The sequence below is a fragment of the Nonomuraea harbinensis genome (genome assembly GCF_019396385.1).
In the GTDB taxonomy this organism is placed as follows: Bacteria; Actinomycetota; Actinomycetes; order Streptosporangiales; family Streptosporangiaceae; genus Nonomuraea; species Nonomuraea ferruginea.
The window spans coordinates 1-23,500 of the sequence record NZ_JAHKRN010000078.1 but is presented as its reverse complement, the minus strand read 5'-3'; the positions used below and the strand labels follow the sequence as shown (position 1 = coordinate 23,500).

Sequence of the window (23,500 nt, the reverse complement as noted above, 5' to 3'; positions counted from 1 at the left end):
CCGCTGCCTACCAGGTTCGGCTGCGGCTGCCAGCCAAGACCATCACCTTCGTCGCCGACCTGTCACGGCCACCTCAAAGCGATCGGATCACGCTGACGCAAGTTCCCGGGCGCCAAGATCGCCGTTATCGTGCTACACAAGGTGAATTCGTAGAGCCGGTCATGTGATCATGGGTCCATCTTCGCGGTGACCGAGAAGTGCGCGCCCGCACGGCGGCAGGCGGCGATGACGCCTGCCGCGTAGAACGCCGAATCAGCGCGTACCAGGAGGATGCCGGTAGCGCCGCTGCCCGCGCAGCCGTGATCGACTCGGCCACGAACGACTCCGCGCCACGGGCCGAGCCTGCTTTCCCGCCGCGTAGCCGGGTGCCGGTGATGACCGGCGCGGCCGGCGGCGTCGACAGGGTCGAGGCCAGCACGTTCAACCCGCGCACGAGCACGCTTTTGCCCTGGATTTTCGTGTGCCCGAACCCGGCTCCTTGCTTGGCGTATCCGTAGGTGCGTTTCTGCATCGAGTCCACGTCCAGGAACGCAACCGTGCCGGCTGCGGGCAGCAGGGGCGTATGCGCGGCCAGCCGGGCCAGCAACTCGCGGGAGACCTTCTCGATCTGGCGGACGTTCCCCCACCTCAGGCATCGCAGGAACGAGCCGAGCGTGGACGGGGCACGGATACCGGCAAACAGTTTGTCCATGCCTCCATGCCCCGCGTTCCGCAGCTGTGTAGCGAGAAAAGCACACAGATCTGTGGCTTGAGCTGCGGAAATTCTTGCGGGCATGCTGATGCGGCGTGTCACTAGGTGCCAGCGTCGTGGCTGGTCAGGCGTCTGCGGCGGGTGTAGCTTCGACGATCTTCTTTGGGGTCGGGATGTCGAGTTTGGCCAGGATGTCGCGCTGGGGCTTGGTCAGTTCGGCGCGCTGGCGGAAGGTGCCGGTCGGACCGGTGAAGGTGGCCACCGTCAGGAGGCCGAACTCGGTGCGGATGCGCCTCCAGGTGGTGCCGGTGGTGGTCTCGATGATGCGGATCAGCAGCAGGGCCAGCCAGCACAAGATGACGTGGGCGCGGATGCGTTCCTCCAGCCGGTGATAGACCGGGCGCAGGTCGATGACCTGCTTCATGTCGCGCCAGCCTCGCTCGACCTCCAGCAGTTGCTTGTAGCCGAGGGCGATGTCCTCGGCCGGCAGTTTCGGGTCTGAGCAGCGCAGCAGGTACTTGCCGTCCAGGTTCGTCTCGGCCTTGACCTTGGCGACGTCGATGCGCAACAGCCCCTTGGGGGTGGTGCGCAGGTAGCGGTTCAGGCCGGGTTTGGTGGAGATGACGCCGCGCAGTTCGGCGCGTTTGGTGGCGGTGAGCGTGTCGGTGCCGGCGATCAGCTCCTCCAGCTGGGTGAGCAGACGTTCCCGGATGGCCGCATCGCGTTCGGCGCCGTCGGGGTTGAAGCAGATCACGAACCGGTCGGTCTCGCCGATGCGGACCTCCTTGACCTTCAGGTTCTCGGCCACGTCCTGGTAGCGGCCTTGGCGGGACAGGGCGGCCCTGGCCTCGGCCGAGCCCGAGCGCAGCCGTTCGCCGATGATGTAGTGGTGATCGCCTTGTCGCAGGTAGCGGCGGTTGTCGGCGGAGGCGAAGCCGCGGTCACCGACCCACACGATCTTGGATAGGGTCCAGTCTCGCATGTCGTCCTTGACCTGGCGGATCAGGGCGGTGTCGGTGGTGTTGCCGGGCCAGGACCAGACGCGGACGGGGATGCCGTCGCGGGTGACGGCCATGCCGATGACGATCTGCGGCAGGTCGTCGCGATGGTCCTTGGACTTGCCGCGGGTGCGGAAGCCCTTCATCACCGGTCCGCCGCCGTCCTCCTCGCCGGTGTTGCCGGGGTCGGGAAGCGGGACGCCGCGCTGGTCGCGGGCGATCGGCTCATCGCCTTCGTCGATCTCGAAGTAGGTGGAGGTGGTGTCGAAGAACAGCAGGTCGACTTCCAGGTTGAGCAGGGTGGCGACCTGGTCGAACACCTTGCGCTCCACGGAGTGTTGGACCTGGTGCAGCCAGTCCATGGCCCGGTAGCAGGCGTCGTCGCTGCAGGCGGGCAGGCCGTCGATGTGGGCGCCTGGGCCGATCCAGTGGGAGGCGGCCAGCTTGGAGGAGGCGTCCAGAGCGCGGTTGGCGACCAGGGCGAACAGCACCCGTTCGGTGAACGGGCTGCGCCGGGTGGAGGTCAGGATGCGCCTCATGATCGTGTCGATCTTCAGCTGACGCCACAGCTGGTCGAGCAGGTAGAGGCCGCCGTAGGCGGCCGAGCCGATGAAGGTCAGCTCGGCGCCCGAGGTGAGGGCGGCGGCCCGGCCCGGGTCCAGCAGCCGGCACAGCGAGCCGACCAGGCGTTCGACGGCGGCGCGGTCGATCCGGTCTTCGCGGCCGAAGTTGTGCAGGACCTTCATCTTGGCGGCTTTGGCGATGGGGTCCCACTCGTTATGGGCGAGTTGGAGGTATCGCACCGTGGTGCCGTCTTTGTTCTTCCGGCTCGCTGTCCTGACGAACATGTCACCAGACCGTAGCAGCGTGTGCGCAGGCCGTGATGGTGTTATCGCTGAAGTCGTGTCACTAGGGCTTTTCGCCGTTTCCACCAAGTCGCAAGCCACCGACCTGCGGTTTCACACCCGAACATGCCCTGGATCATGGATTAGCTGCGGAACGCGGGCCTCAGCCCCATCGACTATGAGCAGCAGAGCACCGATAGAGTGCTGCTCGCCGTATGACAGCCGGTGTCCACACTTCGGGGCGAACCCCCCTCGCGGCGGCCGTGCGCGGTCTCGTCGGTACGGTCGTTGAGGATCGCATCTCGCCAGGGCAGGGCCTTGAATCGGCGGTGCAGGGTGGGCTGGCTGCCCTTGACGAGGAACAGGCAGCGGAAGACGGTGCCGTCGACGGTGATGAGCCGCGAATCCTTCTTGGGGATCGCCATGAGCAACCTCCTGCTCTGTTCCGTGGGAGGACCGAGAGCGGCGAGAAACGACGAGAGTTGGCCGCAACAGTAACGCCTGGTCAGGCTCCTGATCGACAGGTTTCCTCAGGTGGGCGGGCAGAGCATCGGCTTCATCACCATGCGTAGACTATCTACATGTAGTCTATCTACGCATCAAAAGGAGTGGACATGAAGCCGTCGTCGCGCCACCTTCTCACCTGGATGCACATCGTGACCTCCGTGTCCTGGATGAGCCAAGCGCTGGCCCTGCTCGTCTTAGGCTCCTACAGCGCCGTCACCGGTGACGGCGCCGGCTACCGTATGGCGCACCTGCTCGACAACGAGGTGCTCCTGCACTTCGCCAACGCCTCGGCCTTCACCGGGCTCATGCTTTCCGCGATGACCCAATGGGGCTACTTCCGGTACTGGTGGGTGCTGATCAAGTTCGTCGTCACGCTGTCCCAGCTGTACGCGGGGATCTTCCTGCTCGGCCCCAGGCTGTCAGCGCTCGCCGACGGCACCCGCGACACCGACGTGGTACTGCTGGCCGCCACGCTGCTGATGATCTCGGCCATCGCCTTCCAGGCGTGGTTGTCGGTGGCCAAACCGTGGAAACGCACTCCCTGGGCAGAGTCGCGCTCGCGGACGGTCGCTCCTGCGGGCTGGGTGACAGTCTTCGTGCTGCTCGTACCCGTGGCCGACGTCCTGCTCGCCGTGTTCGTATTCGGCCACCCGGCACCGCTGTTTTTCGTCCTGACCGCGGTCACGTATCCGATCTGGCGGGCCCGCGCCCTCCGGCGACCGGTGGTCTCCCACTAGATACTTGATGCCAAGAGGGCTGTGAATACAGTCAGTGGTCGTAGGCGATCAACGACCGCTTAGACCGTGTCCTATGTGGTGAGCCGGATGAACTGCGCTTCCCCTCGTAGCGTAGAGACCGAACCCGAGATGAGGTTGGGTCGTGGGAGGCGCCAGGCGGAGGTTTGATCCGGAATTCCGGGCAGGCGCTGTACGCATCGTCAAGGAGACCGGCAAGCCCGTCTCGCATATCGCGCGGGATCTTGGGATCAATGAGTACACGCTGTACAACTGGGTGCAGATGGACCGGCTCGCGGCAGGGCAGGCCGGCGGTGACTGCGGAGGCGGGACGCTGAAGGAATCGGAGCAGGAGGAACTGGCCCGGCTACGGCGGGAGAAGGCCGAGCTTGTCAAGCAGCACGCCAAGGAGAAGGCGGCCTGGGAGAAGGACCGCGCGGAACTGGAGGACGAGCGTGATGTCCTCAAGCGTTCCGTGGTCTTGTGGGTCAAAGAGGCGATGGGCCGGTGAGCGTGGCGGCTTTCATCTGCTCCCAGAAGACCGAGTACGGCATCGACCACATCGTCTCCTGCCGGGCGCTGGAGGTGTCACAGGCCTGGTTCTACAAGTGGAAGAAACGCATCGGCTCGCCCCGGATCACCCAGGACCTGCACGCCGGCGGCTGGAAGATGTGGGAGAACACGGTCGCGGCGCGGATGGCCGAACTCGGACTGGCCGGCCGGCCGCCGAAAAAGCGCCGGTCGCTGACCCGCCAGGGCAAGCGGAAGGCCGCCCCGGACCTGGTGGGCCGCGAGTTCACCGCGGTCGCCCCGGACGTGCTGTGGGTGGGCGACGGCACGATGATCGACACCGATGAAGGGCCGTTGTACCTGGCCACCGTCGAGGATCTGTTCTCCCGCCGGCTGCTCGGCTACGCCATGTCGGAGCATCACGACGCGGCGTTGACGGTGGCATCACTGCAGATGGCGGTGGCCGTCCGGGGCGGGGACGTGGACGGGGTGATCTTCCACTCCGACCGCGGATCGGAGTACACCGCTGCCCGCCACCAGGCCGAATGCCGCAAGCACGGGGTCGTGCAGTCGATGGGCCGGGTGGGGTGCGCGCTCGACAACGCCGCCTCGGAGGCGTTCAACAGCACGCTCAAGGTCGAGTACGTGCACCGCCATCGCTTCCGCACCCGGGCCGAAGCTCGCCTGAAGATCGCGACCTGGATCACCGACTTCTACAACGCCAACCGGCGGCACAGCGCCAACGACGGGCTGCCACCCATCACATTCGAGCGGCAGATGATCGAGAAGCGGCAAGCGTCAACGGCCCAGCTGAGGGCCGCTGTGGCATAGAACCGTCTCTACGCTTTGAGGGGATTGACACACGAGAACGTCAGGAGGTTCGAAACAGCGCGACGGCTCGGGTACCGATCTTGAAGGACGCCTGGGGCCGCGGCCCGCGGTCCATGGGAACCTTGCGGCCCCGCACCGTCACCGCGATCACGCTGTCGTGCGGGAGCACGGCCGATAGAGCCTCGACCATGCCGCTGACCCCTGCCGCCGCGCTGGGACCGCGCCAATGGGTCTGTTCGCCGTAGGGGACGTCGGTCATCACGATGTCGGGTGCGTGCTGGCCGAGTGTCCGCTGGAGCTGGGCAGGGTCGAACACGTCGGCTTGGCGCACCGCGTGCGGCACGTCCCCTCCGGCGGCGTCGAGTTCGGCGGCAAGACGGCAGGCGGCACGCGCGGCCGAGTCGTAGGCCGGTTTGCCGAAGCGGGCAGCGCGGGCCTTGAGATCGGCGGCGCGAGCCGCCAGACCGGTCTGGCTCAGCAGGGCGAGATTGCGTTCGGCCAGGTTCCGCGCTTCAGGATCGAGGTCGCAGGCCAGCACCGCAGCGATCTGGCGCCGGTGCAGCAGCGCCAGCACGGTCAGCAGGTAACCGCTGCCGCAGCACGGGTCCCAGAGCACGGCGGGCTGGTCGCCGCCGCGCAGAGCCAGCGCCCGCTGGAAGATCTCGCTGGCCAGCCGGACGGGGAACGCGGGATAGCCCGGGGCTGAATGCAGCACCGCGCCGCTGGCCAGGTCCTCATGGCTGGTCCGGGCAATCGCGTGACGGTAGGTCATGCTGTGGGGCCGCGACGCTCGTACGACACCACGGTCGCCGCGCTGGCGACGTTCAGGGAGCTGGCTGAACCGGCCATCGGGATGCGCGTTATCGTGCCGCACGCTTGTCGCCATCCCGCGCACAGTCCGTTGGTCTCGTTGTCGATGACCAGCAGGGTGAGGGTGGTCAGGCCCGGCTCGGCGACGTCGCAGGTGCCGTTCTCGTCAGTGCCTACCACCGCCGGCGGCTGCCCCTGGGCGCGCAGCCGCTCCACCCATGCCAGTACTTGCCGGGAGGGGGACCGCACCAGCGGCAGCGTCAGCAGCGACCCGGGCAAGGCTCGTACCGATCGGGGATCGTAGGGGTCGGCGGTGTGCCCGGTGACGATCAGGCCTCCGCCGCCGAAAGCGTCCAGTGAGCGCGCCATCGTCCAGATGTTTGCGGGGTTGCTCGGCCGGTCGAACACCGCGCACAGGAAGGACGGGCCCACCTGGATGCGGGACAGCTCAGCGTCCCCAGGGCTGGCCACCACCAGTTCGGGTGTGTCCTCGTCGTTGCCGCCCAGCTCACCCAGCAGGTCGGGGGCCACGGCCACCCGCTCGCCGCCGGCCGTCTGCAGCATCTGCTCGGCCCAGTTCGACAGCGGCCGCTCGGCGTGGTCGATCAGCGCTCGCACCGGCCAGCCGAACTCCACCACCAGGCTGATCGGGCGCACTGCCTGGACCACGAACTGCCCGGCCCGCTGCCGCATGGCCCGATAGCTCAGCAGCGCCCGCCACTGCGGGAACCGCGCGTTCGCACGCGTGATGCGCACGCTCCCCGACGCCGAACGCCCTCGATTCCCCACGAACGACAGAATAAGGTGATTTTCCCCACGCTTACTGTGTCTCCCCGCATCCAGGCGGTGGCGCGAGGTTCGCTGAGCCGAGAGATCAGGCTGCCTCTCCCTTCGCAGAGCTCGACTACGCCGGAGCGTTTCAAGCGTCGCGGCCACCGACCGTCCTGCCGCTCAGCGCCAGGTGACGCCTTCGTGACCAGGCGACGCCCGCTAGCTAGGTCGTGTCTTCAAAGTGATCTAGGTAGGGGATCACGATGTGGTGATCCGGCGTCATGAGCTCACTGATGAGGAGTGGGAGAAGCTGCGGCCGTTTCTGCCTGTCTCGCGGTTAGGTCGTCCGCGTGAGGATGACCGGCGGATACTGAACGGCATCGTGTGGAAGATCCGTACCGGTGCGGCATGGCGGGACGTTCCGCCCCGGTACGGGTCCTGGCAGAGCCTGTACACGCGGTTCCGGCGCTGGGCCAGGGACGGCACGTTCACCGCGATGCCGCATGCGGTGCTGGCCATGCGCGAGCTGCGGCTGACCGCCGATCGCGATCTGGGCCAGGAGCAGGACGACGTCGCCGGGGACCAGCAGGCCAGCGCCGCCGGCGATCGGCTGGCCAGCGGCCCGGGACCGGAGCCGGGCGGCGCTGGACCGGCTGGAGGCGAGCACCGACCGGCAGATCGCCTCCGGATGGCGCACCCGCAAACGCATCACGTTCGACCAGAACCGGGCTGCCGGGTCATGCCGCCGCCAGCAGGCCGTGACGACGTACGCCTGGTCCAGGGTTTGTGCGGCGGAGGCGGTGCGACTTCGGGTGGTTGTCCCACCGTCGCGTGTTTTTCCTGGTCAGCCGTCTGGTCATCAGGGTCACGGTGGCCCAGTTCAGGTGTGCCTCGCTGTGCTCGGGCTTGCGTTCGTATGATTCCGCTGCCGTGATTATCCCGATGGCGACGGCGATCGCGGTCGCTGTGGCGCCGAGGCCACCTCAAGGGGCAGGGACCGACGGAAGAGGGCCCAGATCGCGGATGACCCCGGCCAGGGCCCGGATGGGCTCGCTCTCAGCCTCGCTCCGCCACACCAGCGCGTACGACAGCGGCTCCATATCGGTGACCGACAGGTAGGCGATGTCCGGCCGTACCCAGTAGCGGGTGACGTGGGCGGGGAAGAGCACGACAAGCCCGTCCATGCTGGCGAGGGTCATAGCCTCTTCCGCGTCCCGCACCACGGGACCGCGCTCGATCTGCCGGCCTCGCCGGGTAAGGCGCGGGGCGTAGGCGTCGTACCAGTAGCCGGGCCCGGTGTCGGCGTGCGGGTGCTGGAAGTCGGAGACCATCTCCAGCGAGACCGACGCGCGCGGGGCGAGCTGGTGGTCGGTGGCGACGGCCAGCACGCGCTGCTCGGCGAACACGACCGGCCCCACGGTGAGGTCGGGTTCGTCGACGGGGAGCCAGCTCACCAGGACGTCGATGTCTCCGCGCCGCAGCGCGGGAAAGGCTTCGCCCACCTGTGCTTTGTGGACGCGCAGCTTCCACAGCGAGTGGCGCAGGCGGAAGACGTCCCAGTAGGGGCGAAGGTCGTGGGCGTTGAGCGGGAGCATGCCGACCCGCAGGATGCCGGTGATGCCCTGGCCGGCGAGCTGGGCGCGTTCCATGCTGTCCCTCAGCCCGGCATACAGCGGCCGGAGGTCGTCCCGGAGCTGCCGCCCGACCTGTGTCAGCCGGACCGTGCGGTTGTTGCGCTCGAACAGCGGAGCGCCGACCTGCCGTTCCTGCTTCTGGATCGCCTGGGTGACGCGAGCGGGTGACAGGCACAGCCGGGTGGCGGTGCGGCCGAAGTGCAGTTCCTCGGCCAGGGTCAGGAAGATCTCGATGTCCCGCAGTTCCACGCCTGACCTGCTCCGTTCACTCCCGCTGAAGGTGATCTTTCGGGGTTCGCCGTTGTTTCGGGTGTTCACCGTACTTGATCCTCGATGCGTACGATTCGCCTGGTCGAGGGAGCACGTGGATGGACGTCCTGGTTTGCGGTGCCGGCGTCGCGGGGGCCGTACTGGCGTACTGGCTGCGCCACCACGGGTTCACCCCGACCGTGGTGGAGCGCGCCCCGCGGGTGCGCGCGGGCGGGTGTGCGGCGGGCCTGCGCGGCGAGGCGCTGGACGTGCTGGACCGGATGGCTCTGCTGGAGCGGGCCGAAGCGCTGGACCTGCGGCTGGGTGATGTGGCGATGGCGGACGGGTACGCCGCGCTGCCCGTGGCGGTCCGTGCGGGCGACCTGGAGATCCTCAGGGACGACCTGGTGGCCGGCGCTGACGGGCTGTATCCGGGGGACCCGCTCGCTGGTCTTCGGGCCGCCCGAGCGCTTTGTCCGGCACCTGGGCCTCGACACGGCGGTCTTCGGCCTGCCCGGCCATTGCGGCGCCGAAGACGGCGGCCGGGTCCACCGCGTACCGGGCACGGCGACCGCGGTGCTCGGCACCCGCGACGGCGCCCGAGCCCGGGCGGCGCTGCACATCGCCTCCGGGCCGCTGGCCTACGACCGCGATGACGCCGGGCAGCACAAGCGCATCGTGGCCGGGCGCTGGTCCGGCGCCTGCTGGAGGAGATGCGGGGGGCGAAGGACCTCTTCTTCGAGGCGAACGCCCAGGTGGAGATGCACCGCTGGTTCCCGGGCCGGGTGGTGCTGCTCGGGGACGCCGGGTACTGTGCGGCGCCGGCGCCGGCGTCGGGTCGCGGCGCCTCCCAGGCGTTGATCGGCGCCTACATCGTGGCCGGCGAGCTGGCCGCCGGCGGCGGCCACGCGCGGGCGTTCGCCGCCTGCGAGCGGGAGACGCGCGGCTTCGTCGCCGAGCACCAGCACCTGGGGCGCGAAGGCGCCGACCAGTTCTTCCTGGGCACGCCTCCGCAGGAGGGGCTCGATCGCACGACGGCGGCCCGCCCGCACCTGATGCGGCTCAAGGACTATGTTCCCGGCTTCGCCGCGGAGCGGCCTTCACCCGGCCGGGCCGCCCGCTGACCTGGCCCTGCCGTGTCAGCGGCGGCGTCAGGGCGGCGACGGCCCGATGTCAGGCCCATTCGCGAGGGTGAACGCACGAACGCCGGATCGGAACGGAACCGGCGGACCAATCATGACGACAAGGAGACAAGGATCATGGCAATCGGCGGAAACGGCTTCTCCGAGCAGGGGCTGCGCAGGCTGCGTGAGGTGCTGGCACGGCATGTCGACTCGGGGAAGATCCCCGGCCTGGTGGCCCTGGTCAGCCGCGGCGGCCAGACCCACGTGGAGACGCTGGGCACGATGCGGCACGACGGCGGCGCGCCGATGCGCCGCGACACGATCTTCCGGATGGCCTCCACCTCCAAGCCGGTCTCGATCGCGGCGGCGATGGTGCTGCTGGACGAGTGCCGGCTGCGGCTGGACGACGTGGTCGACCCGTGGCTGCCCGAGCTGTCCGGCCGGCAGGTGCTCAAGAGCATCGACGCCGAGCTGGACGCCATCATGCCGGCCCGCCGCCCGATCACCGTCCGCGACGTGCTGACCTCCACCTTCGGCCTGGGCATGGACATGACCGCGCTGGGCACCCCGATCCTGAACGCCATCTTCGAGCGAGGGCTGACCCCGAACCTGCCGACCGAGGTTCCGGAACAGGACGAGTGGATGCGCCGCCTGGGCGAGCTGCCCCTGATGCACCAGCCCGGCGAGCAGTGGCAGTACCAGATCAGTAGCGACCTGGTCGGCGTGCTGGTGTCCCGGGTGACCGGCCAGAGCTTCGAGGACTTCCTGCGCGAGCGCATCTTCGAGCCCCTGGGCATGAAGGACACCGGCTTCCACGTGCCCGCCGGCCAGATCGACCGGCTGCCCACCCTGTACGCCCCCGACCCCGTCACGGGCGAGTTCCTCGCGTGGGACGAACCCGAGGGCGGCAGGTGGAGCAAGCCCCCGGCGTTCCAGGGCGGCGGTGGCGGCCTGGTCTCCACCGCCGACGACTACCACGCCTACTTCCGGATGCTGCTCAACGGTGGGGTTCACGAGGGCCGGCGGATCCTGTCGCGGCCGGCGGTGGAGCTGATGACCACCAACCGGCTCACCCCGGAGCAGAACGCCGCCCGTACCGCGCTGGCCCGCAACGCCGTGCACATCTCCTTCGGCCAGGGCCAGCAGGGCGGCTGGGGCCTGGGCATGGCGGTGCGCACCTACCGCGGCGACTACGCCCCGATCGGCCAGTTCGGCTGGGACGGCGGCAGCGGCACCTCCGCCTACGCCGACCCGGCCAACCAGCTCACCGGCATCCTGCTCTGCCAGCTCGGCTACAGCGTGCCCGACCCCGCCCACCTGATGAGCGACTTCTGGACCACCGTCTACCAGGCTCTCGAAGACTGATGCAAGGAGTGAGTGTCATGCGTGTCTGGTTCATTACGGGCGCGTCCAGGGGGCTGGGCAGGGCGTTCGCGGAGGCCGCGCTGAGCAGGGGAGATCGCGTCGTGGCCGCGGCCCGCGACATGGCGCCGCTGGAGGACCTGCGGGCCCGCCATCCCGACACCCTGGCGTGCGTTCCGCTCGACGTCTCCAACCGCGCCGCGGTGCACGAGGGTGTGGATCGGGCGGTGGCCGCGTTCGGCAGGCTCGACATCGTGGTCAACAACGCCGGCGCGATGTTGTACGGCATGGTTGAAGAGGCCACGGAGACCCAGATCCGAGCCCACTTCGACGTCAACGTCCTCGGGCAGATCTGGGTCATCCAGGCCGTGCTGCCCCACCTGCGCGCCCAGGGCTCGGGCCACATCCTCCTGGTGACGACGATGGGCACGGGCGGCGGGATGGCCTCGGCCGGCCTGTACGCGGCCGGCAAATCGGCCATCGACTCCCTCGGCCAGGCGCTGGCCATGGAGGTCGAACCCTTCGGCGTCAAGGTCACCATCGTCCAGCCGGGCGGCTACGACACCGGCCTGTTCACGATCGGCACGACGGCCACCATGCCCGACCCGGCGTACGACCCGCTGCGGGCGAAGCTGACCGAGATGTGGGGCGACGAAGCGGGTTCCGGCCCGAGCACGGCCGCGCCGGTCGTCATGCGGCTCGTGGACCTGCCCGACCCGCCCCTGCGGCTGATCGTCGGCAGCCGGTCCTTCGATCTGGTTCAGCAGATGAACCAGGCCAGGGCCGAAGAGTACCGCGCCTGGGAACACCTCAGCCGCCTGGCACCCGGCTGACAGCTCCGGCCCGATTCGCGCGTTCCGACGCGACGAACGACACGATCGAAAGGTCATAGATGATGAAGCACCACGATGCCGCCCGGCCCGCGGAAGAAGACCTGCGAGAGGAGCGGCCGGCGGGGGACGCCGACGTGATCGTCGTGGGGGCCGGTCCGACGGGTTTCATGCTGGCCGCCGAGCTGTGCCTGTCCGGAGTGCGGCCGCTGGTGCTGGAACGACAGCCGCGTCCCCGCGACACCCCCAAGGCCGGGGGCCTGGGCGGGCAGATCCTGGAGCTGCTGCGCTACCGGGGGTTGCTGGAACGCTTCGAAGCGGCCTGCACCGGCCCTGCGCCGGCTCCCCGGTTCCCGTTCGGCGGCGTGCACCTGGATTTCACCGAGCTGCCGGATCCCCCGATGCACGCCCTGCCGCTGCCGCAGCAACTGCTCGAGCGGCTGCTCGGCGAACGAGCGGGCGAACTCGGCGTCGACCTCCGCCGAGGACACGAGGTGACCGGGGTAAGCCAGGACGACGACGCCGTCACCGTGGACGTGCGCGGCCCGGACGGCCCTTACCGGACGAGCACGCGGTACCTCGTGGGGTGCGACGGCGCGCGCAGCCGCATCCGTGGCTGGGCCGGCATTCCGTTCCCCGGCACCACCTATCCCGAGGTCAACCGCCTGGCCCAGGTCACCCTGCCCCACACGGTCACCGTTCTGGGCAACGGCGATCTCGACATCCCCGGCTTCGGCACGATCCGCGCCGGTTTCACCCGCACGAGCCATGGCCTGCTCGGCGTCGGCTCCTCACCCGGCACCCAGTCCGTCTCCCTCTACACCGTCGAGGACGAGACCACCGAGTACGACGACGACGTCCCCATGACCCTGGCCGAATTGCAGGACAGCGTCCACCGCGTGCTCGGCGCACACCTGCCCCTGGCCGGATCGACCCGGCTGTCACGGTTCACCTTCAAAGCCCACCAGGCCGAGCGATACCGTGCCGGTCGCATCCTGCTCGCCGGCGACGCGGCACACCTGTTCCCCGCCACCGGAGTGGCGCTCAACGCCGGCATGCTGGACGCGGTCAACCTGGCCTGGAAGCTGGCCGCCGACCTCCACGGCACGGCCCCGGCCGGCCTGCTGGACACCTACCACACCGAACGTCACCTGGCCGGCGCCCGCACCCTGCTCCATACCCGAGCACAGGTAGCCCTGCGGCGCGGGCACGACGCGGCCGCCGAAGCACTCCGTGACGTCTTCACCGAACTGCTCACCGACGAGCAGCCGCTACGCCGGATGGGAGCCCTGGTCGCCGGAACCGACATCCGCTACCCGATGCCCGGCTCCCACCACCACCCGCTGACCGGCACCTTCGCCCCCGACCTCACCCTGCACACCGACCAGGGCGTCACCAGCGTCGCCGACCTCCTGCACACCGCCCGGCCCGTCCTCCTCGACCTGGCCGACCGCCCAGAGCTCCGCCAGATCGCCCGGGACTGGCGGCATCTCCTCGACGTCCACACCGCCAAGACCGACGATCGGCCGGCTGACGCGCTGCTGATCCGCCCGGACGGCCACGTCGCCTGGGCCGCCGGCCTCGACGAATCCACGGACAGCGCCATGCCCCCGCTGCGCGAGGCACTCTCCGCATGGTTCGGAACGTTGTGAAACAGAGGGAATTGAGACATGACCAGTAGATTCACCGAGTTGGCCGTCGACTGCCACGATCCGGAGAGACTCGCGGCCTTCTGGTGCGCGGTCCTGGACTTCAAGGTGATCGACCGGAACGAGGGCAAGGTCGAGATAGGCTCCTGGGAGCCGACCATCGAGGAAGTCCGGGCCCGTCAGATGCCGCCCACCCTGGTGTTCATTCAGGTGCCCGAGGGCAAGACCGTGAAGAACCGGCTCCACCTCGACATCAGCCCCATTGACGGCAGCACCGACGACGAGGTGACCAGACTGCTGGGCCTCGGCGCCACCAAGAGAGACGTGGGCCAAGGCCCAGACCGAAGCTGGGTGGTCATGGCCGACCCCGAGGGCAACGAGTTCTGCGTCCTGCGCACCCTGGCGGTGACGCGCCACGGTTAGCGTCGCTGCTCCTGCCACACCTTCGTCGAGCCCAGATGCCCGTTGCCGCCGCCTTGGCGCCACGGGCCACGGACCCGGACGCACCGGCGCTGCAGAAGCTGCAGAGCTTCCTCACCGGGCTGGGCCGCTGGAAGGACCAGCGGCGCGACCTGCAGGCATTGGCCATGTTCGGCCTGTGGCTGTTGGTCCCCTATGACGTCCGGATCAAGCGGATCGCCGCCTACTACGCGCGCTCGCAGCGCCTCATCGGCATCTACGACACCCTCACGCTGCTGTGCGTCGTGGCCATCATCGCCCTGCAGTTCGCCGCCGGGTTGAGCGCGCTGAGCTTCGCGGCGGGGCTGGTCGCCGGCATGAACCTCATCCAGATCTTCATCCACCGCTTCAACGAGCCCTTGGCCGAGAACAGGCGCCCGCCCGCGCCGGCGGCGCCCAACATCACCATGTCGTACGCCATCCAGGCCAGGCCCGCCCTCGGCTGGCGCGAGATCGTCATCATGGCCGGGTTGTCGCTGTGGGCGCTGTATGTCGTCGTCACCGAGATCCTGGCCGGTTAGAGGGGCGTCGCTTCTTCGAGCATCGACACCCAGATAGTGATCTTGGAACGGGCGCCTTCGGAAAGCTGATCATCTGGAAGTGTCGTCAGGGATGCGCCTGCGCAGCAGGTGGGTGGCGACGGCGATGATCCAGCAGAAGCCGGTCAGCAGGGACAGGTGTTCGAGCAGGCCGGCGGGGGCGGGCTGCCATCGGCCGAGGGTGTCGAGCCGGTAGGCGATGCCGGCGGCGAACGCGAAGGCGATGATCAGGAGACCGGACAGGCGCGAGTAGCGCGCCCAGCCGCGGCTGTGCTCGCGCAGCCGTCGGGCCAGGACAAAGGCGGCCGCGCTGAGCCCGGCGAACAGCGCGAAGCCGCCCGCCTGGTGGATGAGGCCGCTCGTGGTGACGCCGGTGGGCTGCCCGGGCGGATAACCGAGCGCGGGGTCGGTCGGCACCAGCCCGGCCACCACCAGGCCGACCGCGGCGGTGGCGAGCAGGATCGGTCCCCAGGTGGCGCCGCGACCGGCGCGCAGCACCTGGCGCAGCCCGAGTGCGAAGGCCGCCAGAAGCAGCCCGCCGAGGGTGAAGTTGATCGTCTGCAGCCAGGCGCGCTCGCCGGTGCCGAGCTGGCTGGCGCCGTGGTGCCACAGGCTGTAGCCCGGGCGGGTGGCGCCGTCGGCCCACAGCAGCACCGGCATCAGCACACCGGCGACGACCCCGCTGCCGAGCAGCGCGTTGAGGGTGCGGGTGGTCATGCGGGAAGTCCTCCTGTTTCTCCGCGACGGCGTCGCGGGCCGACCAGACTTCCTGGCTCACCACAGCACCCCCAGCCGGGCGCATCCTTGATCAATGCAGGTATTTTAGCTCGTACTGAAATAGCTGCAAGAGGGGAGGATGCATGACCAGCCGACGGGATCAGCAGGTGGAGTGGGCGGAACGGATCGCCATGTATCTCGCGCGTGACGGCGTGCCGCCGATCGCCGGCCGAGTGCTGGGCTGGCTGATGATCTGCGATCCGGCCGAGCAGTCGGCGGGGCAGATCAGCGAGGCCATCGGCGCCAGCCGCGCCTCCCTGACCTCCAACCTGCGGCTGCTGACCAGCATGGGATTCCTCGCCTGGCGAACCCGGCCGGGTGAGCGGACCGTCTACTACCGGATGGCCGAGGACGCCTGGTCGATCGTGGTGCAACGGCAGATCGCCTCGATCGCCGCGTTCCTGGACATCACCCGGGACGGACTGGCGCTGGCCGGCCAGGAGGAGGGCCCGGAGGAGCGGTCCGCCCGGGTGCGGCAGGCGCACGCCATGTTCGAGTGGATGGCCAAGGTGTTCGACGACGCCCCGCCGCCACCCTCGCAACCGGACCGTTCAGAGGGACTTCGGAGGGATGACGCATGACACGACGGCCCGCAGCACGCCGCCCCACACCCCCGGCGCGCGCCGGTCGGACGCGCCGGCCATCCACGCGCGCACGGCCTTCCACCGGCACGCCCGCACGGCAGCGCGCGCGGCCACCGGCAGGAGCCCGGCCGCCAGCCCGTCCTCGATCAGCCGCCGGCCGGGCGGCTCGTACTGCTCGACGGCGGCGATCACCATGGGGCCGAGCGCCGTCTGCGCCGCTGTGCCGCAAGCGGTACGCCGATGACAAGGTCGCCGAAGCCTTCGGCGCCGGGATCGAGCAGTTGGTGGTGCTCGGGGCCGGGTTGGACACCCGGGCCTGCCGGTTGACGCCGCCGGGCGGGCGGGCCTATGAGCTGGACCTGCCGGTGAACGTGGCCGGCAAGCGGCAGGGGCTGCGGGCGCTGCCCGGCGGCGTGCCGGAACGGGTGCGGCTCATCGAGGTCGACTTCGAGACCGCCGAGCTGGCCGACGTACTGGCCACGGCGCTGGCCGTGCACGGCTTTGAGGCCGACCGGCCGGCGGTGTTCGTGTGGGAGGCGGTCACGCAGTACCTGAGCGAGGAGGCCGTGCACGCCGCCTTGGCGTTTCTGTCCCGGGCGGCCCCCGGAAGCCGTCTGCTGTTCACCTACGTGCTGGCCGACTTCCTGCACAGCGGCGGCCACGGGGCGGCGGCGCTGCATGAGGAGTTCGTGACGAAGCGGCGGGTGTGGCGGTTCGGCCTGGTTCCGGACGAGGTGGGCGCTCTGCTGGGACGCTATGGCTGGATCGAGCGGGAGCAGGTCGGCGGCGCCGAATACCGGCACCGCTACCTGGCGCCGGCCGGGGAGCTGGCCGCGCGGGAGCTGACGGTGTCGGATCTCGAGCGCTTCGTCGAGGCCGTGAAGCCGTAGCCGCCGCCCAGGTCACGCAGCAGGAGGCGCAACCCCAGGGACGCGAGCTGGATCAGCGTTCGTAAGACCGCCCCCGGACCGGTTCAGTCCCGGCCGGCCGCCCCTCGATGAGCGTCGCCGATGCGGGCCTGGCTCTCTTTCATGCGCTGGGCCGCCTTCTCCGCGCGCAGCAGGCTGGCGGTCACCTTGGGCACCCCGTCGTCGGCTGGGCGCGGGGCCGCGCGGCCGGACGGGTCATGAGAGGGATGCGAACCATCGCCCCGCCGCGTTCCAGCGTTCGACGGTGGGGAACCCGGATCGCCCGGCAAGGGTGGCGATATCGTCGATCGAGACGGTCGCCCAGGTGAACCAGTCGCCCGTACGCCCGGCCTGGCGCAGCCGTACGGTCTGGACCTTGCTCGGTGACCTCGGTGGTGAGAGCTCGGCGATCACTGTGCCTCCTGGCCTGACCAGCTCGCGCATGCGCCGGAGGAGGGCTGCCGGGTCGCCGCCGATGCCGATGTTGCCGTCGGCCAGGAGCGCCTCGGCCCACCGCCCGGTCCCTGGAAGGGGCTCGAAGACGCACGTGCGCAGCGCCAGACCGCCGGCGCGGCGGGTCAGCTCCACGGCCAACGGCGCGATGTCGATGCCCATGGCGGGAATCCCCATCCGGGTGAGCGCAACGGTCAGTCTTCCGGGTCCCGAACCGACATCGAGCGTGGGGCCGCCGCATCGGGCCAGAATGTGCTCGTCGCCCTCGTTGTACCGGAGCCAGCGCTCGGCGGAGAGCGGTCGTATCAGGCCGTCGGAATATTCGATTTCTACGTCTCCGCCTTTGAGACAGTCTTCATAGAAAGCGCCGATCACGCGGCTTTTCCCCAGTGGAGGACGACGTTCGCACGGCTACCGATGATCACGCTGCAGACACTACCCCGACGGGTCGGAGCCGATCCTTACGAGGCTGTTACGGCACGAGGCCACGACCGTCGGGCAAAAGTGCGTCCAACATGCCCTCAGTGGAAAGCCAACATATGACCGATTAGGACACGTCGCATGTCCTGCCAGGGCACGGGGCCCAGCGGCCCAAACCGCGAGGCCGACCATGAAACTGTGTTTCCGCGGACCCGAGCCGGTCATTTCCCGGAACGACGTCATCCTTTCGTAAGAAGAACGGCGCTGTCGCCGCGTTAGCGTCGGCCCATGGAGATCGACGTGGTTCTGCCCTGTCTGAATGAGGAGGCGGCCCTGCCCTGGGTGCTCGGGCGGATGCCGTCCGGCTTCCGCCCGATCGTGGTCGACAACGGTTCGACCGACGGTTCCGCGAGAGTCGCGACGGAGTTCGGCGCGATGGTGGTGGCTGAGCCCCGGCCCGGATTCGGCGCCGCGTGCCACGCGGGGCTGACGGCCGCGACGGCGGACGTGGTGTGCTTCATGGACGCCGATGCGTCCCTCGATCCTGGGCAGTTGCCGCGCGTCGCCGGCCCGGTCCGGGCGGGTGAGGCCGATCTTGTCCTCGGTCGCCGCGTCCTTGGACCGGGCGCCTCCTGGCCGGTGCACGCCCGGCTCGGCAACGCCGTGCTGGCTCGCGAGCTGCGCCGCCGTACCGGCGCAGACCTGCACGACCTGGGGCCGATGCGGGCGTGCGGACGCGCCGCCCTGGCGGCTCTGGAACTGGTGGACCGGCGGTTCGGCTACCCCCTGGAGATGGTGCTGCGCGCCGGTGCGGCCGGCTGGCGGATCGCCGAGGTCGAGGTGGACTATCTGGCCCGTACGGGGAGGTCGAAGGTGACCGGTACGGTGCGCGGCACGCTACGGACGATCGGTGACATGCGCCGGGTCATGGCAGACAGGGCGGTATGACGTGAGTTCGCACCATGCCGACGGCGCGCAACTCCTGGTGATCGCCAAGGAGCCCGTACCAGGGAGAGTGAAGACCCGCCTGACCCCGCCCTGCACGCCGCGCGAGGCCGCGGCACTGGCCGGCGCCGCCCTGGAGGATACGCTGCGGACGGTCGCCCGGGTTCCGGGGGCCCGCCGCGTGATCGCTCTCGACGGGTCTCCCGGGGCGTGGCTGCCCACTGGGTTCACGGTCGTCCCGCAGCGCGGCGACGGCCTGGACGAACGGCTCGCCGCCGCGTTCGACGACGCCCACCGGCTCTCGCCCACCCCGATCGTGCTCATCGGCATGGATACCCCGCAGGTGACCGCCGGCCTGCTGGCCGACGCCGTGTCGTTGCTCGGCGCCCACGACGCGGTGTTCGGCCCCGCGACGGACGGCGGGTTCTGGCTGCTCGGGCTGCGCGCCCCCGACCCCGATCTGCTGCTCGGTGTGCCGATGTCCGAGCCGATCACGGGAGAGATCCAGTTGAACAGACTGACCGAGGCAGGGATGAGCGTCGCCTGCCTGCCCTGCCTGACCGACGTGGACACCATGGCGGACGCGATCGAGGTGGCGGCGCTGGCTCCCCACTCCCGCTTCGCCGCCGCGCTCGCCGGGACGGCGGTGTCGTGATGACCCCTTCTCGCGAGGCGAAGGTGCTGGTCACCGGCGCGGCCGGGTTCATCGGAAGCCATGTGACGGAGGCGCTGGAAGCGGCCGGGCACGAGGTGATCCGTCTCGACCTCAGGACCGGCGACGACGTGCGCGACGGCGCCGCGCTCGACCGGTCGATGACAGGGGCCGACGTCGTCGTGCACCAGGCGGCCAAGGTCGGGCTCGGCGTGAACGTGGCCGACCTGCCGGACTACGCCTCGGTCAACGTGTACGGCACGGCCGTGCTGCTCGCCGCGATGGCCCGGCACGAGATCGGGCGGCTGGTACTGGCCTCCTCGATGGTGGTCTACGGCGAGGGCGCCTACGACTGCCCGGGTCACGGCCGGGTACGGCCCGCGCCGCGTTCCGCCGCCGCTCTGGCACGCGGGCACTTCGAACCTCGTTGCCCCCGGTGCGACTCGGAGGTGGTCCACGCCACCATCGATGAGAACGCGCCGACGGATCCCCGCAACGCGTACGCCACCAGCAAACTGGCGCAGGAGCATCTGGCCGCCAACTGGGCGCGCGAGACCGGCGGCACGGCCGTCGCGTTGCGATACCACAACGTGTACGGGCCGCGGATGCCACGGGACACGCCGTACTCCGGGGTGGCGGCGATCTTCAGATCCGCGTTGGAGGCCGGTCGAGCACCCAGGGTGTTCGAGGACGGCGGGCAACTGCGGGATTTCGTCCACGTCCGCGATGTCGCCCGCGCGAACGTCGCCGCGCTCTCCGGCGGCCGGCCAGGCCTGCTGGACGCGTTCAACATCGCCAGCGGGGAGCCGCGCAGTATCGGCGACCTGGCGGCGGCACTGGCCGGTCAGCGTGGCGGGCCGGAGCCGGTGACGACGGGGGAGTACCGGTTGGGTGACGTCCGGCACATCGTGGCAGCTCCGCACAAGGCGGGCGCGGAGCTCGGCTTCCACGCCCGGATCGGGTTCGACGAGGGAATGAAGGAGTTCGCCACCGCACCCCTGGCCTGCCCGGCGTGATCCGCCGCACGGCGGGAACGGCCGTCCTGCTGGTCGCCCTGGCCGGGACGCTCGCGTGGGCGATCGGCCAGGACGCCGTTCCGGCGGACCGCCGCGGCCTGTTCTGGCCGTACGCGCTCGCGTGGGCGTTCTTCTACGCGGCCATATGGGCCGTGCGCGGGCTGCCGACACGCCAGGCGACGTGCCTGCTGATCGCCGGTGGGATCGCCGTGACCGCCACCGGCCTCCTCTCGCCGCCCGCCACCAGCACCGACTCCTACCGCTACGTCTGGGACGGACGGGTGCAGGCCGCGGGCGTCTCGCCCTACGATCACACACCGGCCGAGGCGGCGCTGGCGCGGCTGCGTGACCGCTGGCTCTTCCCCAGCGGCGATGGCTGCGAGGGGCCCGATCGTTACCCGATCCCCTCCGGAGACACGGTCGCGTCGTGCACCCGGATCAACCGTCCCGGCGTGCACACGATCTATCCGCCGCTGGCGGAGGCGTACTTCCTGCTGGTGCACGGGCTCTCTCCCGAAGGGGCACGGCACAAGCCGTTGCAGATCGCCGGTGCGCTCCTGGCGCTCGCGACCTCAGCCGTGTTGCTGATCGCGCTCGGCCGGCGGGCCGGCACCCGGGGTAACGCTCCGGCGTACACCGCCTGCTACGCGTGGTGTCCCGCCGTCCCGCTCGAACTGGTGAACAACGCCCACGTCGACGGGCTCGGCGTCCTGCTCACCGTCATCGCGCTGACCACGGTGAACAGGCACAGGGTCCTCGGCGGCACGCTGCTCGGCGCGGCGGCCGCGGCCAAGTTGCTGCCCGCCGTCACCGTCCCCGGAGCGCTCTCCGGGGTCCTCGCGGCAGACGGAAGGACGCCGGCGCGCCGGATGCTCGACACTCTGGCCGTGCTCGGCCCCGCCGCCCTCGTCGTGGCGCTCGCCTATCTGCCGTACGCGCTCGCCTCGCGCGGCTCGGTACTCGGATACCTCTTCGGGTACCTGACCGAGGAGGGTTACGACGATGCCGGCAGCAGGGACCGGTATGCGTTGCTGCGACTGGTCCTTCCCGACTCGTGGGCGTTGCCCGCGGCCCTGGTCATCGTCGGGATCGCGATCTTCCACGTCCTCCGCCACGGTGACGCGGACCGGCCGTGGCAGGGCGCGCTGGTGGTGACCGGGGTGGGGTTCCTCGTGTTCACACCCGGCTATTCCTGGTACGCGGTGCTGGTCGTCGCGCTGGTCGCCCTCGACGGCCGGTGGGAGTGGCTCGGCGTCCCGCTGGCGAGCGGCGCGGCGTACCTGGGCACCGGCTCGGGGACCGTCGCCTACGCCCTTGCCGCGCTGGCGGTGGCCGCAGGGGTGGTCGTACGCGTGGTCCGTCCCTCACCGGCAGCACGGCGGACGGCCTGATAGTGCCGCATGGGTGCGAGGGCGTGGCATTGGAAAGACCGCTTCCGGGTGGAGCGGGCCGCCCGGGTCGTTCCGGCCGGAGTTCTGGCGCAGTCCGCTCCGCGGCCGCTGGCTGACCTCGGTGCTCGGACTGGTCCTGCTGGCCGGGATCACCCTCGTCGCGATCACCGGGCTGGTGTCGTACGCCGCGTACGAGCCCCGGCAGGGGACTGCTGGGCTGCCGGCCAAGCTGTGGTCGGTGATCCCCAAGCTGTTCTCCCGGCCGCCCGCCCGCTCCGTCGCGGAGGCCGTCGAACGGGCCGCGCCGGATCCGCCGCACGAGGCCTCCTGGAGGACATCCACAGCCTGGCCGGAGAGTCACGGAGCCGGTAGGCGAGATCGATCGGTCGCCGCCCCGTCGCATTCACGACGGAATCCACGCGGGTGCCCAGCGGCCGGCCAGTGCCTGTTCGACCTGAGTGGACAGCATGTCGAAACGCGCCATCTCCCTCGATCCGAATCGTTGCCCGGCGGCTTGGGCGCGCAGGACCTCCAGCTGATGGGTGATTGCCGGGCGCTGGTCGGCGGAAACGTGCCAGGCGAGGTCACGCAGCAGGGAGAACATCTGGGCCAGGACGGTGGAGTCGTGAGCGCCGTAGTGGAGGGGTTGCACCAGCGTCATCGTGAGCAAGTCGGCGATGTTCGGCTGATACAGCATGACCCGTACGTCGCCCCGCTCGTCACGCAGCGGCCGTGGCCCGAGCTGACGGCCTGCCAGCTCGCACAGGACGATCGACACATGGCCCAGGGCGTGGACGGCCGTGGTGGGATCGTTGATCCCCGGCGACAGCGCCTTGACGGCCACGTCGATGAGCTGCCGCAGCCCGTACGTCACGTCTTGAGCCGCGGTGCGTTCGGGCCCCGTGCTTATCGCCCTGGAGACCTGCCGGGTGAGCCGGAGTTCGACATCGGTGTCGAACGATCCCGCGGCACGCGGCCAGCCGGCTCCCAGCGGGGTTCCTGCGACCAGCAGGCTGCCCGGACAGCAGTCGATGAGCAGGACGGCGTCGGCCTCCACCGCCGCGGACAGCAGTGAGCTCTCATCCATCCTCAGCACGAAACCGGAGGCCCCAGCGCGCAGGGGCAACGTGTCAGGAGGCGGCGACACGGGTGTCACATCCAGCGACGTGGAACTCCGCGGCGGAAGGACCCGGCGGATGGTCTCGTTCGCCTCGGCGTGCACCCTGAGCAACGTCGTTTCCGCCCGCAACTCCCGGGCCAGGTGCGCGAGAAACAGCACGAGGGCGAGAACGCTGACCAGAGCCAGGACGAATCCCGTGGTCACCGCTATCTGGGGCACGAAGATGTCCCTTGACTCGCCGGGGGATCGGATCGTGCGCAACACGGTGAGGGCATAGGTGAAGGTGGCCAGGAACAGCGCCAGGGTGGACTGGACGACCCGGTCCCGGGTGAACGTGCGCAGGAGGCGCGGCGAAAACTGACTGCTCGCGAGTTGCAGGGCCACCACCGTCATGGAGAAGGTCAGCGACGTCACCGTGATGAGAGAACCGGCGATGGCGCCCAGCACTGCCCGGGCCGCGCTGGCACCCCCGCCGAACAGGTAGGGCGCCGCCCACGAGGGGAGGTCGGGTCCCAGCCTCGCATCCAGTCGGGGTAGTCCCACTCCAAGACCCAGAGCAAGACCTGAGGTGCCCCGAACCTTCCGGACTCGGACCCAAGTAGGGTCAGAGACAGTCCGGGAAGGAAGCACGTGGCGAAGAAGCCGAGGATATATCCGCCCGAGTTGCGGGCCGAAGTCGTGCGGGCCGTCA

26 protein-coding genes and 1 pseudogene are annotated in these 23,500 nt (G+C 69.8%); 17 read left to right on the top strand and 10 right to left on the bottom strand.

Annotated features, from left to right (window positions below; genetic code table 11):
- Positions 1-124: 124 nt before the first annotated feature.
- From KME79_RS41785 to KME79_RS41775, 3 genes are all read right to left on the bottom strand, one after another.
- A complete protein-coding gene (locus KME79_RS41785) occupies positions 125-691 on the bottom strand; it encodes a hypothetical protein (protein WP_219551663.1) in 567 nt (188 codons plus the stop codon).
- A 124-nt stretch (positions 692-815) separates the two neighbouring features.
- Entirely contained in the window at positions 816-2,537 is a 1,722-nt protein-coding gene (locus tag KME79_RS41780) for an IS1634 family transposase (RefSeq protein ID WP_219551661.1), read from the bottom strand.
- A 173-nt stretch (positions 2,538-2,710) separates the two neighbouring features.
- Positions 2,711-2,959, bottom strand: a complete 249-nt coding sequence (locus KME79_RS41775) for a hypothetical protein (RefSeq protein ID WP_219551659.1) — start codon at positions 2,957-2,959, stop codon at positions 2,711-2,713.
- 189 nt (positions 2,960-3,148) lie between these two features.
- On the opposite strand from KME79_RS41775, the gene KME79_RS41770 reads away from it, so the two are divergent.
- From KME79_RS41770 to KME79_RS41760, 3 genes are all read left to right on the top strand, one after another.
- Positions 3,149-3,778 (top strand): hypothetical protein, encoded by a 630-nt coding sequence (locus tag KME79_RS41770; RefSeq protein ID WP_219551657.1) that lies wholly within the window; start codon positions 3,149-3,151, stop codon positions 3,776-3,778.
- A gap of 142 nt (positions 3,779-3,920) precedes the next feature.
- On the top strand, positions 3,921-4,286 hold the full coding sequence (locus tag KME79_RS41765) for a transposase (protein WP_219551655.1): 366 nt from the start codon (positions 3,921-3,923) through the stop codon (positions 4,284-4,286).
- Entirely contained in the window at positions 4,283-5,116 is an 834-nt protein-coding gene (locus KME79_RS41760; RefSeq protein WP_219551653.1) for an IS3 family transposase, read from the top strand. The genes KME79_RS41765 and KME79_RS41760 overlap by 4 nt, the downstream gene beginning before the upstream one ends.
- A 40-nt stretch (positions 5,117-5,156) precedes the next feature.
- Here the strand turns inward: KME79_RS41760 and KME79_RS41755 are convergent, their stop codons facing one another.
- Together KME79_RS41755 and KME79_RS41750 are read right to left on the bottom strand one after the other, a co-directional pair.
- Positions 5,157-5,888 carry an rRNA methyltransferase gene (locus tag KME79_RS41755; RefSeq protein WP_219551651.1) on the bottom strand — a complete coding sequence of 244 codons (732 nt, stop codon included), beginning with the start codon at positions 5,886-5,888 and terminating at the stop codon, positions 5,157-5,159.
- On the bottom strand, positions 5,885-6,682 hold the full coding sequence (locus KME79_RS41750; RefSeq protein ID WP_308249240.1) for a TrmH family RNA methyltransferase: 798 nt from the start codon (positions 6,680-6,682) through the stop codon (positions 5,885-5,887). Before KME79_RS41750 ends, KME79_RS41755 begins: the two co-directional genes overlap by 4 nt.
- Positions 6,683-6,962: 280 nt before the next feature.
- On the opposite strand from KME79_RS41750, the pseudogene KME79_RS45920 reads away from it, so the two are divergent.
- Positions 6,963-7,187 (top strand): annotated as a pseudogene (locus KME79_RS45920) (transposase); the annotation flags it as partial.
- Positions 7,188-7,680: 493 nt separating this feature from the next.
- Here the strand turns inward: KME79_RS45920 and KME79_RS41740 are convergent.
- Positions 7,681-8,580, bottom strand: a complete 900-nt coding sequence (locus KME79_RS41740; protein ID WP_219551647.1) for a LysR family transcriptional regulator — start codon at positions 8,578-8,580, stop codon at positions 7,681-7,683.
- 119 nt (positions 8,581-8,699) lie between these two features.
- On the opposite strand from KME79_RS41740, the gene KME79_RS41735 reads away from it, so the two are divergent.
- From KME79_RS41735 to KME79_RS41705, 7 genes are all read left to right on the top strand, one after another.
- Positions 8,700-9,236: an FAD-dependent monooxygenase gene (locus KME79_RS41735; RefSeq protein WP_219551645.1), complete on the top strand. Its 537-nt coding sequence runs from the start codon at positions 8,700-8,702 to the stop codon at positions 9,234-9,236.
- 57 nt (positions 9,237-9,293) lie between these two features.
- On the top strand, positions 9,294-9,704 hold the full coding sequence (locus KME79_RS41730) for a Rossmann-fold NAD(P)-binding domain-containing protein (RefSeq protein ID WP_219551643.1): 411 nt from the start codon (positions 9,294-9,296) through the stop codon (positions 9,702-9,704).
- A gap of 135 nt (positions 9,705-9,839) precedes the next feature.
- Positions 9,840-11,069: a serine hydrolase domain-containing protein gene (locus KME79_RS41725; protein ID WP_219551641.1), complete on the top strand. Its 1,230-nt coding sequence runs from the start codon at positions 9,840-9,842 to the stop codon at positions 11,067-11,069.
- A 17-nt stretch (positions 11,070-11,086) separates the two neighbouring features.
- Positions 11,087-11,899 (top strand): SDR family NAD(P)-dependent oxidoreductase, encoded by an 813-nt coding sequence (locus tag KME79_RS41720; protein WP_219551639.1) that lies wholly within the window; start codon positions 11,087-11,089, stop codon positions 11,897-11,899.
- Positions 11,900-11,958: 59 nt separating this feature from the next.
- Entirely contained in the window at positions 11,959-13,548 is a 1,590-nt protein-coding gene (locus tag KME79_RS41715; RefSeq protein WP_246641301.1) for an FAD-dependent monooxygenase, read from the top strand.
- Between the two features lie 18 nt (positions 13,549-13,566).
- Positions 13,567-13,968 carry a VOC family protein gene (locus KME79_RS41710; RefSeq protein WP_148030814.1) on the top strand — a complete coding sequence of 134 codons (402 nt, stop codon included), beginning with the start codon at positions 13,567-13,569 and terminating at the stop codon, positions 13,966-13,968.
- Positions 13,969-14,003: 35 nt separating this feature from the next.
- Entirely contained in the window at positions 14,004-14,525 is a 522-nt protein-coding gene (locus KME79_RS41705; RefSeq protein WP_219551637.1) for a hypothetical protein, read from the top strand.
- Positions 14,526-14,594: 69 nt separating this feature from the next.
- On the opposite strand, the gene KME79_RS41700 is transcribed toward KME79_RS41705, so the two are convergent.
- A complete protein-coding gene (locus tag KME79_RS41700) occupies positions 14,595-15,260 on the bottom strand; it encodes a DUF998 domain-containing protein (RefSeq protein ID WP_219551635.1) in 666 nt (221 codons plus the stop codon).
- A gap of 143 nt (positions 15,261-15,403) precedes the next feature.
- Here KME79_RS41700 and KME79_RS41695 point away from each other — a divergent pair, with 143 nt between their 5' ends.
- Positions 15,404-15,901, top strand: a complete 498-nt coding sequence (locus KME79_RS41695; protein ID WP_219551633.1) for a GbsR/MarR family transcriptional regulator — start codon at positions 15,404-15,406, stop codon at positions 15,899-15,901.
- Here the strand turns inward: KME79_RS41695 and KME79_RS45915 are convergent.
- Entirely contained in the window at positions 15,872-16,099 is a 228-nt protein-coding gene (locus KME79_RS45915; RefSeq protein ID WP_246641313.1) for a hypothetical protein, read from the bottom strand. The genes KME79_RS41695 and KME79_RS45915 overlap by 30 nt on opposite strands.
- A gap of 23 nt (positions 16,100-16,122) precedes the next feature.
- Between KME79_RS45915 and KME79_RS41690 the strand changes: the two genes are divergently transcribed.
- Positions 16,123-16,794, top strand: coding sequence for a class I SAM-dependent methyltransferase (locus KME79_RS41690; protein WP_246641309.1), 672 nt, complete (start codon positions 16,123-16,125; stop codon positions 16,792-16,794).
- A 234-nt stretch (positions 16,795-17,028) separates the two neighbouring features.
- On the opposite strand, the gene KME79_RS41685 is transcribed toward KME79_RS41690, so the two are convergent.
- Positions 17,029-17,640 carry a methyltransferase domain-containing protein gene (locus KME79_RS41685; RefSeq protein WP_219551629.1) on the bottom strand — a complete coding sequence of 204 codons (612 nt, stop codon included), beginning with the start codon at positions 17,638-17,640 and terminating at the stop codon, positions 17,029-17,031.
- 333 nt (positions 17,641-17,973) lie between these two features.
- On the opposite strand from KME79_RS41685, the gene KME79_RS41680 reads away from it, so the two are divergent.
- Genes KME79_RS41680 through KME79_RS45910 form a run of 4 tightly spaced genes read left to right on the top strand, consistent with a single transcriptional unit; the run spans position 17,974 to position 21,689 of the window.
- Positions 17,974-18,633, top strand: a complete 660-nt coding sequence (locus KME79_RS41680) for a glycosyltransferase family 2 protein (protein WP_219551627.1) — start codon at positions 17,974-17,976, stop codon at positions 18,631-18,633.
- A gap of 1 nt (position 18,634) precedes the next feature.
- A complete protein-coding gene (locus tag KME79_RS41675; protein ID WP_219551625.1) occupies positions 18,635-19,285 on the top strand; it encodes a TIGR04282 family arsenosugar biosynthesis glycosyltransferase in 651 nt (216 codons plus the stop codon).
- Positions 19,285-20,298, top strand: a complete 1,014-nt coding sequence (locus tag KME79_RS41670; protein ID WP_219551623.1) for an NAD-dependent epimerase/dehydratase family protein — start codon at positions 19,285-19,287, stop codon at positions 20,296-20,298. Before KME79_RS41675 ends, KME79_RS41670 begins: the two co-directional genes overlap by 1 nt.
- A complete protein-coding gene (locus KME79_RS45910; RefSeq protein WP_219551621.1) occupies positions 20,295-21,689 on the top strand; it encodes a glycosyltransferase 87 family protein in 1,395 nt (464 codons plus the stop codon). The genes KME79_RS41670 and KME79_RS45910 overlap by 4 nt, the downstream gene beginning before the upstream one ends.
- A gap of 403 nt (positions 21,690-22,092) precedes the next feature.
- Here the strand turns inward: KME79_RS45910 and KME79_RS41660 are convergent, their stop codons facing one another.
- A complete protein-coding gene (locus KME79_RS41660) occupies positions 22,093-23,439 on the bottom strand; it encodes a DUF2254 domain-containing protein (RefSeq protein WP_308249241.1) in 1,347 nt (448 codons plus the stop codon).
- Between the last annotated feature and the right edge of the window lie 61 nt (positions 23,440-23,500).

What these genes read in the sequence shown, in the direction of transcription:
- KME79_RS41710 (WP_148030814.1), top strand. Translation starts at nt 13,567, where the DNA reads ATGACCAGTAGATTCACCGAGTTGGCCGTCGACTGCCACGATCCGGAG.
- KME79_RS41680 (WP_219551627.1), top strand. Translation starts at nt 17,974, where the DNA reads ATGGAGATCGACGTGGTTCTGCCCTGTCTGAATGAGGAGGCGGCCCTG.
- KME79_RS41730 (WP_219551643.1), top strand. Translation starts at nt 9,294, where the DNA reads ATGCGGGGGGCGAAGGACCTCTTCTTCGAGGCGAACGCCCAGGTGGAG.
- KME79_RS41785 (WP_219551663.1), bottom strand. Translation starts at nt 691, where the DNA reads ATGGACAAACTGTTTGCCGGTATCCGTGCCCCGTCCACGCTCGGCTCG.
- KME79_RS41715 (WP_246641301.1), top strand. Translation starts at nt 11,959, where the DNA reads ATGATGAAGCACCACGATGCCGCCCGGCCCGCGGAAGAAGACCTGCGA.
- KME79_RS41780 (WP_219551661.1), bottom strand. Translation starts at nt 2,537, where the DNA reads ATGTTCGTCAGGACAGCGAGCCGGAAGAACAAAGACGGCACCACGGTG.
- KME79_RS41775 (WP_219551659.1), bottom strand. Translation starts at nt 2,959, where the DNA reads ATGGCGATCCCCAAGAAGGATTCGCGGCTCATCACCGTCGACGGCACC.
- KME79_RS41720 (WP_219551639.1), top strand. Translation starts at nt 11,087, where the DNA reads ATGCGTGTCTGGTTCATTACGGGCGCGTCCAGGGGGCTGGGCAGGGCG.
- KME79_RS41725 (WP_219551641.1), top strand. Translation starts at nt 9,840, where the DNA reads ATGGCAATCGGCGGAAACGGCTTCTCCGAGCAGGGGCTGCGCAGGCTG.
- KME79_RS41735 (WP_219551645.1), top strand. Translation starts at nt 8,700, where the DNA reads ATGGACGTCCTGGTTTGCGGTGCCGGCGTCGCGGGGGCCGTACTGGCG.
- KME79_RS41770 (WP_219551657.1), top strand. Translation starts at nt 3,149, where the DNA reads ATGAAGCCGTCGTCGCGCCACCTTCTCACCTGGATGCACATCGTGACC.
- KME79_RS41705 (WP_219551637.1), top strand. Translation starts at nt 14,004, where the DNA reads ATGCCCGTTGCCGCCGCCTTGGCGCCACGGGCCACGGACCCGGACGCA.
- KME79_RS41700 (WP_219551635.1), bottom strand. Translation starts at nt 15,260, where the DNA reads ATGACCACCCGCACCCTCAACGCGCTGCTCGGCAGCGGGGTCGTCGCC.
- KME79_RS41755 (WP_219551651.1), bottom strand. Translation starts at nt 5,888, where the DNA reads ATGACCTACCGTCACGCGATTGCCCGGACCAGCCATGAGGACCTGGCC.
- KME79_RS41670 (WP_219551623.1), top strand. Translation starts at nt 19,285, where the DNA reads ATGACCCCTTCTCGCGAGGCGAAGGTGCTGGTCACCGGCGCGGCCGGG.
- KME79_RS45915 (WP_246641313.1), bottom strand. Translation starts at nt 16,099, where the DNA reads ATGGTGATCGCCGCCGTCGAGCAGTACGAGCCGCCCGGCCGGCGGCTG.
- KME79_RS41695 (WP_219551633.1), top strand. Translation starts at nt 15,404, where the DNA reads ATGACCAGCCGACGGGATCAGCAGGTGGAGTGGGCGGAACGGATCGCC.